This is a genomic window from Pseudomonas sp. GW101-3H06, from assembly GCF_059424605.1.
On record NZ_JBWKZO010000001.1, the window covers coordinates 284,328 to 300,520 of the forward strand.

The window sequence follows — 16,193 nt, forward strand, 5'->3', positions numbered from 1 at the left end:
CAAAGATGTTTGAACTGAAGAGTTTGATCATGGCTCAGATTGAACGCTGGCGGCAGGCCTAACACATGCAAGTCGAGCGGATGAAGAGAGCTTGCTCTCTGATTCAGCGGCGGACGGGTGAGTAATGCCTAGGAATCTGCCTGGTAGTGGGGGACAACGTTTCGAAAGGAACGCTAATACCGCATACGTCCTACGGGAGAAAGCAGGGGACCTTCGGGCCTTGCGCTATCAGATGAGCCTAGGTCGGATTAGCTAGTTGGTGAGGTAATGGCTCACCAAGGCGACGATCCGTAACTGGTCTGAGAGGATGATCAGTCACACTGGAACTGAGACACGGTCCAGACTCCTACGGGAGGCAGCAGTGGGGAATATTGGACAATGGGCGAAAGCCTGATCCAGCCATGCCGCGTGTGTGAAGAAGGTCTTCGGATTGTAAAGCACTTTAAGTTGGGAGGAAGGGTTGTAGATTAATACTCTGCAATTTTGACGTTACCGACAGAATAAGCACCGGCTAACTCTGTGCCAGCAGCCGCGGTAATACAGAGGGTGCAAGCGTTAATCGGAATTACTGGGCGTAAAGCGCGCGTAGGTGGTTTGTTAAGTTGGATGTGAAAGCCCCGGGCTCAACCTGGGAACTGCATTCAAAACTGACAAGCTAGAGTATGGTAGAGGGTGGTGGAATTTCCTGTGTAGCGGTGAAATGCGTAGATATAGGAAGGAACACCAGTGGCGAAGGCGACCACCTGGACTGATACTGACACTGAGGTGCGAAAGCGTGGGGAGCAAACAGGATTAGATACCCTGGTAGTCCACGCCGTAAACGATGTCAACTAGCCGTTGGGAGCCTTGAGCTCTTAGTGGCGCAGCTAACGCATTAAGTTGACCGCCTGGGGAGTACGGCCGCAAGGTTAAAACTCAAATGAATTGACGGGGGCCCGCACAAGCGGTGGAGCATGTGGTTTAATTCGAAGCAACGCGAAGAACCTTACCAGGCCTTGACATCCAATGAACTTTCCAGAGATGGATTGGTGCCTTCGGGAACATTGAGACAGGTGCTGCATGGCTGTCGTCAGCTCGTGTCGTGAGATGTTGGGTTAAGTCCCGTAACGAGCGCAACCCTTGTCCTTAGTTACCAGCACGTAATGGTGGGCACTCTAAGGAGACTGCCGGTGACAAACCGGAGGAAGGTGGGGATGACGTCAAGTCATCATGGCCCTTACGGCCTGGGCTACACACGTGCTACAATGGTCGGTACAGAGGGTTGCCAAGCCGCGAGGTGGAGCTAATCCCATAAAACCGATCGTAGTCCGGATCGCAGTCTGCAACTCGACTGCGTGAAGTCGGAATCGCTAGTAATCGCGAATCAGAATGTCGCGGTGAATACGTTCCCGGGCCTTGTACACACCGCCCGTCACACCATGGGAGTGGGTTGCACCAGAAGTAGCTAGTCTAACCTTCGGGGGGACGGTTACCACGGTGTGATTCATGACTGGGGTGAAGTCGTAACAAGGTAGCCGTAGGGGAACCTGCGGCTGGATCACCTCCTTAATCGACGACTCAGCTGCACCATGAGCTCCCACACGAATTGCTTGATTCATTGAAGAAGACGATAGAAGCAGCTTTAAGCTCCAAGCTGATAGCTCACGCTAACAGTTACAAGCTCGAAATTGGGTCTGTAGCTCAGTTGGTTAGAGCGCACCCCTGATAAGGGTGAGGTCGGCAGTTCGAATCTGCCCAGACCCACCAATTTTGTATGGGGCCATAGCTCAGCTGGGAGAGCGCCTGCCTTGCACGCAGGAGGTCAGCGGTTCGATCCCGCTTGGCTCCACCATAAACTGCTTCGAAAGTTTGAGAGTTTAGAAATGAGTATTCCGGTGTGAATATTGATTTCTAGTCTTTTGATTAGATCGTTCTTTAAAAATTTGGGTATGTGATAGAAAGATAGACTGAACGTTACTTTCACTGGTAACGGATCAGGCTAAGGTAAAATTTGTGAGTTTAATCGCGAATTTTCGGCGAATGTCGTCTTCACAGTATAACCAGATTGCTTGGGGTTATATGGTCAAGTGAAGAAGCGCATACGGTGGATGCCTTGGCAGTCAGAGGCGATGAAAGACGTGGTAGCCTGCGAAAAGCTTCGGGGAGTCGGCAAACAGACTTTGATCCGGAGATGTCTGAATGGGGGAACCCAGCCATCATAAGATGGTTATCTTGTACTGAATACATAGGTGCAAGAGGCGAACCAGGGGAACTGAAACATCTAAGTACCCTGAGGAAAAGAAATCAACCGAGATTCCCTTAGTAGTGGCGAGCGAACGGGGACTAGCCCTTAAGTTGATTTGAGATTAGCGGAACGCTCTGGAAAGTGCGGCCATAGTGGGTGATAGCCCTGTACGCGAAAATCTCTTATCAATGAAATCGAGTAGGACGGAGCACGAGAAACTTTGTCTGAATATGGGGGGACCATCCTCCAAGGCTAAATACTACTGACTGACCGATAGTGAACTAGTACCGTGAGGGAAAGGCGAAAAGAACCCCGGAGAGGGGAGTGAAATAGATCCTGAAACCGTATGCGTACAAGCAGTGGGAGCCTACTTTGTTAGGTGACTGCGTACCTTTTGTATAATGGGTCAGCGACTTATTTTCAGTGGCGAGCTTAACCGAATAGGGGAGGCGTAGCGAAAGCGAGTCTTAATAGGGCGTCTAGTCGCTGGGAATAGACCCGAAACCGGGCGATCTATCCATGGGCAGGTTGAAGGTTAGGTAACACTGACTGGAGGACCGAACCGACTACCGTTGAAAAGTTAGCGGATGACCTGTGGATCGGAGTGAAAGGCTAATCAAGCTCGGAGATAGCTGGTTCTCCTCGAAAGCTATTTAGGTAGCGCCTCATGTATCACTGTAGGGGGTAGAGCACTGTTTCGGCTAGGGGGTCATCCCGACTTACCAAACCGATGCAAACTCCGAATACCTACAAGTGCCGAGCATGGGAGACACACGGCGGGTGCTAACGTCCGTCGTGAAAAGGGAAACAACCCAGACCGTCAGCTAAGGTCCCAAAGTTATGGTTAAGTGGGAAACGATGTGGGAAGGCTTAGACAGCTAGGAGGTTGGCTTAGAAGCAGCCACCCTTTAAAGAAAGCGTAATAGCTCACTAGTCGAGTCGGCCTGCGCGGAAGATGTAACGGGGCTCAAACCATACACCGAAGCTACGGGTATCATCTTCGGATGATGCGGTAGAGGAGCGTTCTGTAAGCCTGTGAAGGTGAGTTGAGAAGCTTGCTGGAGGTATCAGAAGTGCGAATGCTGACATGAGTAACGACAATGGGTGTGAAAAACACCCACGCCGAAAGACCAAGGTTTCCTGCGCAACGTTAATCGACGCAGGGTTAGTCGGTCCCTAAGGCGAGGCTGAAAAGCGTAGTCGATGGAAAACAGGTTAATATTCCTGTACTTCTGGTTATTGCGATGGAGGGACGGAGAAGGCTAGGCCAGCTTGGCGTTGGTTGTCCAAGTTTAAGGTGGTAGGCTGAAATCTTAGGTAAATCCGGGGTTTCAAGGCCGAGAGCTGATGACGAGTTACCTTTCAGGTGACGAAGTGGTTGATGCCATGCTTCCAAGAAAAGCTTCTAAGCTTCAGATAACCAGGAACCGTACCCCAAACCGACACAGGTGGTTGGGTAGAGAATACCAAGGCGCTTGAGAGAACTCGGGTGAAGGAACTAGGCAAAATGGCACCGTAACTTCGGGAGAAGGTGCGCCGGTGAGGGTGAAGCACTTGCTGCGTAAGCCCACGCCGGTCGAAGATACCAGGCCGCTGCGACTGTTTATTAAAAACACAGCACTCTGCAAACACGAAAGTGGACGTATAGGGTGTGACGCCTGCCCGGTGCCGGAAGGTTAATTGATGGGGTTAGCTAACGCGAAGCTCTTGATCGAAGCCCCGGTAAACGGCGGCCGTAACTATAACGGTCCTAAGGTAGCGAAATTCCTTGTCGGGTAAGTTCCGACCTGCACGAATGGCGTAACGATGGCGGCGCTGTCTCCACCCGAGACTCAGTGAAATTGAAATCGCTGTGAAGATGCAGTGTATCCGCGGCTAGACGGAAAGACCCCGTGAACCTTTACTATAGCTTTGCACTGGACTTTGAATTTGCTTGTGTAGGATAGGTGGGAGGCTTTGAAGCGTGGACGCCAGTTCGCGTGGAGCCATCCTTGAAATACCACCCTGGCAACTTTGAGGTTCTAACTCAGGTCCGTTATCCGGATCGAGGACAGTGTATGGTGGGTAGTTTGACTGGGGCGGTCTCCTCCTAAAGAGTAACGGAGGAGTACGAAGGTGCGCTCAGACCGGTCGGAAATCGGTCGTAGAGTATAAAGGCAAAAGCGCGCTTGACTGCGAGACAGACACGTCGAGCAGGTACGAAAGTAGGTCTTAGTGATCCGGTGGTTCTGTATGGAAGGGCCATCGCTCAACGGATAAAAGGTACTCCGGGGATAACAGGCTGATACCGCCCAAGAGTTCATATCGACGGCGGTGTTTGGCACCTCGATGTCGGCTCATCACATCCTGGGGCTGAAGCCGGTCCCAAGGGTATGGCTGTTCGCCATTTAAAGTGGTACGCGAGCTGGGTTTAGAACGTCGTGAGACAGTTCGGTCCCTATCTGCCGTGGACGTTTGAGATTTGAGAGGGGCTGCTCCTAGTACGAGAGGACCGGAGTGGACGAACCTCTGGTGTTCCGGTTGTCACGCCAGTGGCATTGCCGGGTAGCTATGTTCGGAATAGATAACCGCTGAAAGCATCTAAGCGGGAAACTAGCCTCAAGATGAGATCTCACTGGAGCCTTGAGCTCCCTGAAGGGCCGTCGAAGACTACGACGTTGATAGGTCGGGTGTGTAAGCGCTGTGAGGCGTTGAGCTAACCGATACTAATTGCCCGTGAGGCTTGACCATATAACACCCAAGCAATTTGATACTCCGAGTTGAAAAGACGAAAGAGACCAGATTGCGGTGTGTGAAGACGCAATGAACCGAAAGTTCGCCAACACACAAACTATCGCATACCCAATTCGCTGGAACGTCGCAAGACGCGTCAGCTCAAGAATTTCTTGACGACCATAGAGCATTGGAACCACCTGATCCCATCCCGAACTCAGAAGTGAAACGATGCATCGCCGATGGTAGTGTGGGGTTTCCCCATGTGAGAGTAGGTCATCGTCAAGATTAAATTCCGAAACCCCTATCTGCGTATGCAGGTAGGGGTTTTGTTTTAGTAGAAGTCACCCATTTTCGCTGGTACGTTAGAATTTTAACGAACCGGTCACAGAATTTCTTGACGACCATAGAGCATTGGAACCACCTGATCCCATCCCGAACTCAGAAGTGAAACGATGCATCGCCGATGGTAGTGTGGGGTTTCCCCATGTGAGAGTAGGTCATCGTCAAGATTGAATTCCGAAACCCCTGTCTGCTTGCGCAGACAGGGGTTTTGTCGTTCTGAGACTTCCAAAAGCTGCCGATGTAAAAAGCCAGGCTGGCACAGGATGCCACATAGGACTCATTGGTCAGGTTGTTCGCATTCAGACGTACATCCACGCCTTTCAGACCCACCTTGCCCAAGTCATAGCCGACAGGGGCGTCAAACAACGTATACGACGCCACCTTCATGGTGTTTTCCGCACCGGCCCAGCTATAACCCACATATCGAAGCACACCACCCGGTCGCAGACCATCGAACACTGCGCGAACAGCGATGCCGTGAACAGGTTGTCAGTGCCCGGTGGTTGTTACTTCAAACCGACTTCCCACTGCGAGCCATCGATCGGTGCCAAAGGATTGCCGGCACTGTCGTTACTGTCGGCATAGGCGTCCGGGTTAAATGACTCGCAATAGCTGATGTACGGCGCAAGGCCGTTTTCGAACAGATACAACGCTCCGGCACGCCCTGTCAGCTTGGTTCGAGTGTCACTGATTTCCGTGCCCTGCGCAGGTCCGGTTTCCGCCAGCCGATTTTCATCAGGGGTTTCGACCCAGTCCTGACGCAGGCCGAGGGAGAAACGCCATTTGTCCATCTCGATCAGGTCTTGCAGGTAGACGCCTGTTGTTCCAGGCGGCGCAGATAGCTGGTCGGCTATAGAAACCGATCGACGAGTTCCTCAAGGGTGGAGAATTTGCAACGGCCGCTGTTCTTCACATCAGTTGCACCGCGTTATCGTTCATTCGCGTGCAGGCTTGCTCCCTTCAGTGTGTGGGAGCGAGCCTGCTCGCGAAAGCGGTATATCAAACACCGCTTAACGACAGCCCTAAGCAAACATCTTCAGCACATTATTCATCGCATCATCGGCAAACGCCTGCACGAAATCCTTGAAGCCCGGCAAAGCTTCGGCGCCACCCAGCGCCGGTTCGGCGATGATGATCCAGGTCGCCTCAGACTTGCCTGCACCCAGCGGTTTCACCTGCATCGCCGCCCACAAATTAGCCACGCCCAGTGTGTTGTAGATCGTGGTCCAGGTCATGCTCAGGGTCTGGTCGTCGCGTGAGTTGAGCTGCTCGACCACCAGATTGCCGTCCTTGAAGAACTTCTTGCGCAGGGATGACACACCTTCACCGGTCATCTCGATGTGCGACAGCGCCGGGATGAATCGGTCGAAGCCGGCAAAGTTGCCGACCACTGACCAGACCTGCGTGGCGTCCGCCGGGACTTCCACAGAGGACACGACGTGGCAGCCTTGCGGGTTTTTGATCAGGGTATCGGGTTGCAGTGTGCTCATGGTTTTGCTCCGTTGCTGGTTGGGATGAATCAGATGAAATTGATTTCTTTGAGGTAGTCGCAGCCCCGACGCAGTAGTGCCGGAGTTTTTTCCGGGTAACGCGCGCCCATCTGCCGTACGCCGGCCTGGGCGTTGTCATGGCCGATCATCGAGATATCGCCGATGTCTTCCTCGAAACCGTTGAGGTAGAAACCCAGCACGCCGAACAACGCGTTGTCGCTGTCGACCCGGCCCAGTTGTTGCTGCCAGTCGGCGACGCTGACCAGGGAGAACTCCCGACCGGCTTCACGAAAGGACGCTACATAGCGGTCCCAACTCAGGGGCTCGGGGTTGTGCAGGTTGAACACCGCTTTTTCCGGCTGATAGCGGCTGGCATGGAAGGCGATGAAACGGGCGAGGAAATCCACCGGCATCAAGTCAAAGTTCAGCGCGAACTCCGGCACCTGGCCGAGCTGTATCGAGCCCTTGAGCATCAGCATCAAACGGTTTTTGTGGGGTTGGCACACGCCCGTGAGGCTGTTGAAACTGATGTTGCCGGGCCGGAAGAGATTGACCTGCACGCCACGCTCACGGGCGCGCTCGAGGATTCGCTCGCCCACCCACTTGGACAGGTTGTAGCCGTTCTTGATGTAGATCGGCGGGGTCTGCGCGGCGGGCAGTTCAAGCACTCGGCCATCGGCGGAAATCGTGCTGGAGGCCGAGAGCGTCGAGACGAAGTTGAAGATCTTTTTGCTGCGCCCTTCGCACAACCGCAGGCACTCGAAAATTGGTTCGACGTTGTCGCGCGCCAGCGACTCGTAATCGAGTACGTGATTGACGTTGGCGGCGTTGTGCACCAGCGCGCCGAATTCCCGATCAAGGCGCTCGTAGACCTCGGCGTCCAGTCCCAATTCCGGGCGCGTGATGTCCGCCGCGTAAACCCGCACCCGACTCAAATCCAGGTGCTCCAGGCGGTTCTCCCGCAGTGCCTGGGTGAAGCGCTCGGTCGCCGATTGCCCGTTGCCGTCGCGGACCAGGCAGGCGATTTCACTGGCACCCCACGCCAACAGCGCTTCCACGATGTGGACGCCGACAAAGCTGTTGGCGCCAGTGACGATCACCTTGTGCACATCGCCCATGCGGCTGATTGGCAATGGCTGCACCTGAAGTTCGCGCGAGGCATCGGCCATGGCCTGTTCACTCAACACCTCATCACTGCCGGAGCCACGCACCAGTGTCGCCAGTTTGGTGATGGTGGGCAGTTCGATGAAGCGGTTGATCGAAATGCTGCGCCCGAATTCTTCGCGCAAGCGCAGTAGCATTCGTGACAGCAGAATCGAGTGCCCGCCCAGATTGAAAAAACTTTCGTCGGTGGAAATATCGTTGGCGGGCAACTCCAGCAGCTCGGCCCAGATCTCCAGCAGCAGGGCTTCATCGGCGTTGGCGGGCAGGCGTCGCAGAGTGTTTTCGCTGACGCTGACCGGCAGTTCCAGCAGCGCCTTGCGATCGACCTTGCCGTTGCTGGCGTATGGCATGCTCGCCAGTTCGGTCCACGCTACGGGCTGCATGTAGTCGGGCAGCAATTGCCTGGCGTGGGTCTTGAGCGCTTCGCGAGCGGCACCGGGCCGGGGTTCGCGAGGCTGGGCGAGGAAGGCCAGTATCCGTCGCTGGCTATCGATCACCACCGCCACCTGCCGATACAACTGGCTGTCGCGCAGGCAGCGTTCGATCTCTTCCGGCTCGACCCGAAAGCCGCGAATCTTCACCTGATTGTCGCGCCGTCCGCACAGCTCGATACCGGTAACGGTCCACTTCGCCATGTCGCCGGTGCGATAGGCGCGCAGGCTCCGGCCATCGGGCAGGGTCAGGTTCAGGTAGCGTTCGGCGGTTTGTTGCGGGTTGTTCAGATAACCCAGACACACGCCCGGACCGACGATGTGCAGCTCGCCGACGGTCTGCTCGACCACCGGTTGTAAATCCTCATCGAGAATCAGCACCTGACTGTTGGCGATCGGGTCGCCCAGGGTCCGATTGTGATCGCCGGCCTGCAGTTGTCGCGCGGTAATCAGCACCGTGGCTTCGGTGGGGCCATAAAGGTTGTAGAGCTTGCCCTGACGGGTCAGTTGCTCGATGACCCAAGGCTCGCAGACATCGCCACCGGTCATGATGTGATCGAGATTGATCAGCTGCTCCAGCGGCAGAATGCTCAACAGTGCTGGCGGTAGAAAGGCGTGGCTCAGGTGTTGATGACGAATCAGCTCCACCAGTTGCAGCGGATCGCGTCGCTGATCGTCGCTGGGTACGATCAACTCGGCACCTTGCAAGAGGGTCGGGAAAATATCGATCAGCGACGAGTCGAAACTCAACGAGGAAAATTGCAGCACGCGACTCTGTTCGGTCAGTTGCACATAGTCGGCGTACCACGCCGTGAAGTGGGCGAGGTTGGCCTGGCTGAGCAGCACGCCTTTGGGATGGCCGGTGGTGCCCGAGGTGTAGAGCGCCATGCATGGAGCGTCGAGATCGGGGCGGTGGCGCATCAGGGGGAGATCGAGATTCACCTCATCGCAGTCGATGGCGGTGATATCCAGGCCTGGCATTTCTGCCGCGAGTGGATGCTGCCCGTCGTGCAGCAGCAACACCGCGCCGGCATTCGACAGGATGTACTGCTGACGTTGCAACGGATGGTTCGGTTCCAGCGGCAGGTACACAGCGCCGCTGCCAAGGATCGCCAGAATCCCCGCGTACAACGCAGTGCATTTTGGCAGGCAGATACCCACCACCCACGGCCCCTCATGTTGTTCGAGCAGGGGCTGCAAACGTTGCTGAACAACGCGGCTCATGGCATGCAATTGGCGATAGTCGAGCGTGCTGCCTGCCACGCTCAACGCCGGTCGTTCGGCACACTCAATGAAACGCTGTTCCAGTCGCTCGATCATTGGCGCCCGGGCCAGTTCCAGCAACCGGGGTTCTGCGGTTGTATTGCGCTGATGGACGAACGCCAGGCTGTCGAGAAACAGCAGGTTTTCGACCTTTGCGAAGTGAACGGGGGCCACCGGTTCGGCGAGCAGAAAATACTCGGCATCCCGGGAGTAGCGACTGACCAGCAGGGCCACCTGGTCCACCAGTTCCGCCACCGCGCGCAGACGCAGTGCCTGTCCGTTGCCTGTCTGTTCCTCGGCGATTGGTACGCGGGCGTGCAGCGTCGAATTGTGCAGGCACAGCAAGTCCAATGACGGTAGGCCGCAAACGCCCGGCAGCCCGATACCCAATTGCAGGGTCAGTCGCGTCGCTGCTCCGAGTCCCTTGACCGGCAAGCTGGCATCATCGATCACAAGATCCGGGTGACTCGGCACTTGATCATCGAGCGCCGTCACCCGTGTCAGTGCATGACCGTGTTGCTCCAGTTCCAGCCCAAGATCAGTCAGGGCCTGGCTTTGTCCAATGAGCAGAATGTCGAGACGTCTCATGATGTGCTCCTCGTCAGATCAGGTAGTCGCTCAAGGCGCTTTGCACGCACGGCGAATCGAGCAGCGAGCTGCTGCGGAAGAACCGCACGATGTTGGCCACCAGGGGGTGATGGCGATTGATCGGAAAGGCCAGCCCCGACACTTCGCTCTTGAGGGCTTGGCGCGCCGCATCGCTGATCTGCAAGGCGTCGATCAGTCGGAAGTCGAAAGACTTCTGGATGTCGTTGGTCAGGTAATGGCCGATGAACACCGGCAGGATTTGCGCGATGCACTGGCGATCATCTTCACTCGCGGTGTGCCAGTAGATGCGCACCATCCGCGACCAGAAGCCGGAATGGCGGCCCTCGTCGAGCAAGTGGTCGGCCATCAACCCTTTGATCGATTGCTTGACCGTGTCGTCCTTGGCAAACGCAGCGACATCGCCGGTCACGGTGTTCTCGGCGATGGCCACGCAGATCAATTCCACGGCGCTGCGCAGATGCGCTGGTGCGAGGTCCACGGCCGCCGGGATCGCCCGGCTCAGCTCGATTTCGTCGGGTAGATCGATGGGCGTAATGCCGGTCATGGCGACGGTCTGCTGCATGAAATCCATGGCCACCAGCGCGTGGTAATCCTCATCCACCACCACGGTCATGGCGTCGTAGCGACAGGCAAACGGGAAGGTCACGGCGAACCGATTCTTGGCGATGCTACGGGCGGTCTTGTCGACGATCTCGGTTTCGAAAATCACCACGTCGTTGATGAATTTGTACAGCGTCTGCACCAGGGCAAAGTCGCGCTGCTGCGGGCATTCACGCAGAAAGGTTTCGCTGAGCACCAGCGGTTGGCGGCTCAGGGGATAGATCAGTTTGTCGTCGTTCTCCAGCACGCGACGCGGGCGGGTGCGGATGGTGGCGCGGCTCTCCCAGGCGTCGGCGAACGACTGATAGTCGGCGGCGTTCATGCGTTCACCTGCGCCAAAGGTTCGCTCATGCTCAGTCGCAGGCCATCCCACAGGGCGATGCGACTTTCCACGGCGGCGATAGCGCTGGCATAAACGTCTTCTTGGCGTTGCGGGTTGCCATCGACCAGCCGTGCGAGCAGTTCTTCAGCGGCAGGGCCATGGTCTTCGGAGTCGACCTCGATGTGTCGCTCGAGGTAGTAGCGAAAGGTCGGGGCCTGTTCGATGCCGATGCCCCAGTCATCGAGGATGCGCTGGAACATCTGTGGGATCACGCTTTCGCGTCCATGCAGAAATGCCGCCGCGACACTGTGGCTCGGGGCGTGCAGCGCGGTGTGCAGCGTATGGCGTACGAATCGCGCTGCCGCCGGCTCGACATCGACACTTTGCAGCGCCACGTCGTAGCTTACGCCCTCCTGTTGCAGCGCCACGAAGCGCTCTACGGCGTCGGTGCTGGCGCCGACTTCACGCATGGCATCCAGGTACAACTCGAAATGACTGTAGTGACCCTGGCCCGGGCGGTCATCGGACTCTTCACCCAGCACAATCTCATTGATCAGCCGCGCCGCCTGCGGATCGCGCGGGGGCAACCAGGGAAGGCGCGTACAGGTCAGTTCCTGCTGCAGGCGCTTGGTCAGCGACATGAAGTCCCAGACGGCAAAGACATGGGTTTCCATGAAACGTTGCAATACCGACAGTGAGCTGATTTCGGAGAAGATCGGATGCGCACTCAGTTCGGATTTTTTTTGTTCGAGATGTTCTTTAGTTGATTTCATAAGCAAGCCTTTCAATAGTTGAATGTCAGTGGCGATCAATTGCTTGATTGCTGTTTGAAGTTTCTGCTGGCGAGCGGATGCCTCAAACGAATTGATCTGTATAAGTTGCTCTCAGAGCAGTGTTGATGCGCTGTGCGGCCAGAGTTTATGGGCGGCGTGAAAAAGCTAGTACACAAACAAAGTGTTGAGCAAGTTATTTTATTAATATTTGTATGTTCAACTTTTTTGAGGGTGACAAGTTTCAATAAGACTTTTGGTTTAAGTTTTATTTGGATGTAGCTGCTCCTTCCGTCTTATATAAGTCAGAATTTTTTATAAAGAGTGAATGCCTCACTCGAAGCAACTTTCTAACTGAATCCGTCGAGGTGATCTGAGGGGGTGGAAGTTGGCGGGGGCTGCGCCGATTCTTCCGTTCCCGTGACAAGGCTCCTTCCGTAGGTTCTTGGTGCGGGGACTGCGCCACTGTAGCGGTGCGTCACCCGTTCATGGTTGTCGCACCCCAAGAGTGAGCGTAATTCAAGGCAGCCGCTATCACCCAGAACCGGGAATCGGTCAGGGTTGTAGGGAAGGGGATTTTGTAGCGGATTATTCGCGGGCACTGTACCTGTGGCGAGGGAGCTTGCTCCCACTGAAGCAAGCTCCCTCGCCACAGGGATGATGGGTTAGTTCGAGGTGTTTCTACTCTTGGCCTCGGGGCTATTGAGGTAGCGGGTAATAACCTCGACCCCCCGATTGAGGTGATTTTCCAGTAGCTTCACCGAGCCTTCGACATCGTGGTTTTCGGCGGCCCGCAACAGTGCCCGGTGATCTTCCTGGGACAATTTGCCCAGGCCCATGGCTTCGAGGTTGAAGCGCAGGAAGCGTTCCTCCTCGTTCAACCCTTCTTCGACCAGTTTCAGCAATCGCTTATTGGGTGCCTTGCAGTAGAGCGACATATGGAAGAGACGATTGAGCCGGCCGATTTCGGTGTAATCGTGTTCCGTTTCCAGCGCGTCAATATAGTGGGCGGACTGTTCGAGATCCGCGGTATCCAGCAGCGGGATCGACAGCCTCAGTGCCTCGGACTCCAGGAGGATCCGCAGGGCGTAGGTCTCTGCGGCATCACCCTGAACCAGCGGCGCAACCACCGCACCTTTGTGGGCGACTACGTTGAGCAGCGCCTGGGCTTCGAGCTGGCGCAAGGCTTCGCGCACCGGCATGCGGCTGACACCGAACAGGTCGGCCAGGTCTTGCTGACGCAATGCAATGCCGGTAGGCAAGCGGCCATCGAGAATGGCCGAGCGCAGGGTTTGTTCGATCACCGAGCGTGCCAGGTGAGCGGGAATCGGCCCGTTGACCTTGATACTGCTGAGAGGGTTGGGCTTTTGTGTCACTACAACGCACCCTGATTGACTGATTTGTTTTTGGATCCAATTGACACTAGTAACTGCCTGACGGCTTGTCAAACGCGCAACAGAGCGTTCTTCCTCCAGTTTAGCGCGCTGTGGGTGATCGCACCGTGCCATTGTTTTTTAACGGGCTAACCTACACCATCAATCGACTTCCACCTGCCTACCCTGGATGCCTTGCATTGGCGGTACGTTTCCCGATTCCCCCGATATTGCGCTGGCTGTGCGGCGCTTGGCTGCTGTCCGGCGTGATGCTGGGCGGTGTACTGGCCGATTGGGACTTTTCCACAATCAGCCGTCGGGCGCAGGCATTGTACGGACCTTTGGGTGCAGGTCAGCAGCGTATTGATGATTGGCAACAGTTGTTGGCCACACAGAAGCAGGTCAGCGAGCTGGAACAGCTCAACCTGGTCAACCGGTTCTTCAACCAGCGGATGCGCTACGTCGAAGACATCGACCTCTGGCACCAGGTCGATTACTGGGAAACCCCGATCGAGGCCCTGTGGAAAGGTGCCGGCGATTGCGAAGACTACGCTATCGCCAAGTACTTCAGCCTGCGCCATCTCGGGGTTGCCAGCGACAAGTTGCGCATCACCTACGTTAAGGCATTGAGCCTGAATCGCGCGCACATGGTGTTGACCTACTACACAAGCCCCGACGCCATGCCGCTGGTGCTCGACAGTTTGATCGATACGATCCAGCCGGCCAGTCAGCGTACGGATTTGCTGCCCGTCTACGCTTTCAATGCAGAAGGGTTGTGGTTACCCGGTACCAAGGGCAACCAGAAGGTCGGTGACACAAAGCGCCTGTCCCGTTGGCAGGATGTGCTGAAGAAAATGCAGGCCGAAGGATTTCCGGTCGAGACGACTCATTAGGAGTACGCCCACAGATGTCTTTGTTCAAACAACTGTTGATCGCTATCTGTCTGTTCCTGGTCATCGCCTTCACCGGCAGCTTCATGGTCAGCCTCGAAAGCTCGCGCAGCCAGTACGTCAACCAGTTGCGCTCCCACGCGCAGGACGCCGCAACGGCACTGGCGCTGTCCCTGACGCCGAACATCGACGACCGGGCGATGACCGAGTTGCTGGTCAGCTCGATCTTTGACAGCGGTTACTACGCGAGCATCCGGGTGGTTGATCTGTCCAGCGACAAAACGCTGGTCGAGCGCAGCGGTATCCCGGCCGATACCCAGGTGCCGGACTGGTTCGTCAGGCTGATCGGCCTGGAGTCTGCCGGTGGCGATGCGATTATCAGCCGCGGTTGGGAGCAGGCGGCGCGTGTCGAGGTGGTCAGTCACCCGATGTTCGCCCTGGCCAAATTGTGGCAAAGCGCGCTGGGCAGTCTGGTGTGGCTGCTGATCTGCGGCGTGATCAGCGCGGTGTTGGGGGCGTTGTTGTTGCGTCGACAATTGAAGCCGCTCGACTACATGGTCCAGCAGTCTCACGCCATCGCCCGCCGCGAGTTCCTCAGCTTGCCGCAGTTGCCGCGCACACCGGAACTGAGGCGCGTGGTGCAGGCCATGAATCAGATGGTCGAGAAGCTCAAGGCATTGTTTCAGGAGCAGGCCGAGCGCAGTGAAAAACTGCGGGCCGAATCCTATCAGGACACCCTGACCGGGTTGGCCAACCGCCGTTATTTCGAGATGCAATTGAACGCACGGGTGAGCAACCCGGAGCAGGCCAGCTCCGGGTATTTGTTGTTGCTGCGGGTTCAGGATCTGGCGGGGCTCAACCAGCGCCTGGGCGGGCAACGCACGGACGAATTGTTGCAGGCGGTCGGCGAGCAGCTGTTGCGTGAATGCGCCCGCTATCCGGCAACGCAAAACCTCGTCACGCGGATTCGAGGCGGCGAATTTGCCGTGCTGGCGCCGGGCCTGATGCGCGAAGAAGCGCTGCAACTGGCGCAGCACCTCGATACGGCCCTGGCGAGCCTGCATGCGACCGGGGCCACCGACGTGGCTTCGGTCGCTGCGATCGGGCTGGCACCGTTTGTTCATGGCGATGCGCCGCAAGCGGTGCTCGCGCTGGCTGATCAGGCGTTGGCACAAGCCGAAGGCCAGAGCGATTCAAATGGGGTCTGCCTGGATCAGCGCGCCCTGTCCGGGGGCGGCGATGACCATCACGCCTGGCACAACTTGCTGGATCAGGCACTCAATCAACGGCGATTCAAACTGTATTTCCAACCGGTGGTGGCCAGCCAGGACACACAACTGGTGCTGCACCACAAAGTGCTTTCACGCTTGATTGATGACCAAGGCCAGAGCATTCCAGCGGGACGCTTCCTGCCGTGGCTGCAGCGGTTCGGCTGGACCGCGCGGCTGGATCGCCTGATGCTGGAATTGGTGCTGGAGCAGATGGCCGATCACAACGCCTCGCTGGCGCTGAACCTGTCCTCGGCCACCTTGGAGGACCCGCAAGCATTGGATGCACTCCTCGAATTGTTGCGTTCTCATTCCAATATGGGGCCGCGGCTGACTCTGGAAATCGGTGAAGAACAGTTGCCGGAGCAGGCCATGCTGGAAGAACTGACGCGGCGTTTGCGCGCACTCGGATTCTCGCTGAGTCTGCAACATTTTGGCGGGCGTTTCAGCATGATCGGCAATCTGGCGCGTCTCGGGTTGGCGTACCTCAAGATCGATGGCAGCTACATCCGTGCGATCGATCAGGAGAGCGACAAGCGTCTGTTTATCGAAGCCATCCAGCGCGCTGCCCATAGCATCGACTTGCCCTTGATTGCCGAACAGGTCGAGACCGAGGGGGAGTTGGCGGTGATTCGGGAGATGGGGGTATATGGAGTTCAGGGGCGATTGGTGGGGGAGCCCAGGCCCTGGCAGTAAGGCGTTGAAGTTGCGTCGCCAGTAAGACCGTTTCGC

Annotated in this window: 7 protein-coding genes, 2 tRNA genes, 4 rRNA genes and 1 pseudogene; 8 read left to right on the plus strand and 6 right to left on the minus strand. The window is 56.6% G+C overall.

The features are described from left to right. Nucleotides 1–11: 11 nt before the first annotated feature. From AC07ZE_RS01340 to rrf (AC07ZE_RS01365), 6 genes are all read left to right on the plus strand, one after another. Nucleotides 12–1,548: ribosomal RNA gene (locus AC07ZE_RS01340) — 16S ribosomal RNA — on the plus strand. 121 nt (nt 1,549–1,669) lie between these two features. Further along, nucleotides 1,670–1,746 (plus strand) — tRNA-Ile (locus AC07ZE_RS01345). Between the two features lie 9 nt (nt 1,747–1,755). Continuing rightward, nucleotides 1,756–1,831 (plus strand) — tRNA-Ala (locus tag AC07ZE_RS01350). Nucleotides 1,832–2,060: 229 nt separating this feature from the next. After that, nucleotides 2,061–4,954, plus strand: a 23S ribosomal RNA gene (locus AC07ZE_RS01355). A gap of 154 nt (nt 4,955–5,108) precedes the next feature. After that, nucleotides 5,109–5,224, plus strand: a 5S ribosomal RNA gene (gene rrf / locus AC07ZE_RS01360). A gap of 108 nt (nt 5,225–5,332) precedes the next feature. Next, a 5S ribosomal RNA gene (gene rrf / locus AC07ZE_RS01365) occupies nt 5,333–5,448 on the plus strand. The 16S, 23S and 5S rRNA genes sit together here with 2 tRNA genes alongside, the layout of an rRNA operon. A 67-nt stretch (nt 5,449–5,515) precedes the next feature. On the opposite strand, the pseudogene AC07ZE_RS01370 reads toward rrf (AC07ZE_RS01365), so the two are convergent. The 6 genes and pseudogenes from AC07ZE_RS01370 to AC07ZE_RS01395 all read right to left on the minus strand — a co-directional run. After that, nucleotides 5,516–6,175, minus strand: a pseudogene (locus AC07ZE_RS01370) (TonB-dependent receptor domain-containing protein); the annotation flags it as partial. A 128-nt stretch (nt 6,176–6,303) separates the two neighbouring features. Then, nucleotides 6,304–6,771 carry an SRPBCC family protein gene (locus AC07ZE_RS01375; protein WP_207260241.1) on the minus strand — a complete coding sequence of 156 codons (468 nt, stop codon included), beginning with the start codon at nt 6,769–6,771 and terminating at the stop codon, nt 6,304–6,306. A 29-nt stretch (nt 6,772–6,800) separates the two neighbouring features. Next, nucleotides 6,801–10,217, minus strand: coding sequence for a non-ribosomal peptide synthetase (locus AC07ZE_RS01380; protein WP_207260244.1), 3,417 nt, complete (start codon nt 10,215–10,217; stop codon nt 6,801–6,803). A 13-nt stretch (nt 10,218–10,230) separates the two neighbouring features. Further along, on the minus strand, nt 10,231–11,160 hold the full coding sequence (locus AC07ZE_RS01385; protein ID WP_207260251.1) for a diiron oxygenase: 930 nt from the start codon (nt 11,158–11,160) through the stop codon (nt 10,231–10,233). Then, nucleotides 11,157–11,933, minus strand: a complete 777-nt coding sequence (locus AC07ZE_RS01390) for a DUF3050 domain-containing protein (RefSeq protein WP_207260253.1) — start codon at nt 11,931–11,933, stop codon at nt 11,157–11,159. Before AC07ZE_RS01390 ends, AC07ZE_RS01385 begins: the two co-directional genes overlap by 4 nt. A 662-nt stretch (nt 11,934–12,595) precedes the next feature. Further along, nucleotides 12,596–13,306 carry a GntR family transcriptional regulator gene (locus AC07ZE_RS01395; protein ID WP_207260255.1) on the minus strand — a complete coding sequence of 237 codons (711 nt, stop codon included), beginning with the start codon at nt 13,304–13,306 and terminating at the stop codon, nt 12,596–12,598. A gap of 197 nt (nt 13,307–13,503) precedes the next feature. Here AC07ZE_RS01395 and lapG point away from each other — a divergent pair, with 197 nt between their 5' ends. Both lapG and lapD read left to right on the plus strand, forming a co-directional pair. Next, entirely contained in the window at nt 13,504–14,196 is a 693-nt protein-coding gene (gene lapG, locus AC07ZE_RS01400; protein ID WP_207260259.1) for a cysteine protease LapG, read from the plus strand. 14 nt (nt 14,197–14,210) lie between these two features. After that, nucleotides 14,211–16,157: a cyclic di-GMP receptor LapD gene (lapD, locus tag AC07ZE_RS01405; protein WP_207260264.1), complete on the plus strand. Its 1,947-nt coding sequence runs from the start codon at nt 14,211–14,213 to the stop codon at nt 16,155–16,157. The last annotated feature ends 36 nt before the right edge of the window (nt 16,158–16,193 follow it).

Coding starts and splice junctions, on each gene's coding strand:
- AC07ZE_RS01375 (WP_207260241.1), bottom strand. CDS start 6,771: ATGAGCACACTGCAACCCGATACCCTGATCAAAAACCCGCAAGGCTGC.
- AC07ZE_RS01380 (WP_207260244.1), bottom strand. CDS start 10,217: ATGAGACGTCTCGACATTCTGCTCATTGGACAAAGCCAGGCCCTGACT.
- AC07ZE_RS01385 (WP_207260251.1), bottom strand. CDS start 11,160: ATGAACGCCGCCGACTATCAGTCGTTCGCCGACGCCTGGGAGAGCCGC.
- AC07ZE_RS01390 (WP_207260253.1), bottom strand. CDS start 11,933: ATGAAATCAACTAAAGAACATCTCGAACAAAAAAAATCCGAACTGAGT.
- lapD (WP_207260264.1), top strand. CDS start 14,211: ATGTCTTTGTTCAAACAACTGTTGATCGCTATCTGTCTGTTCCTGGTC.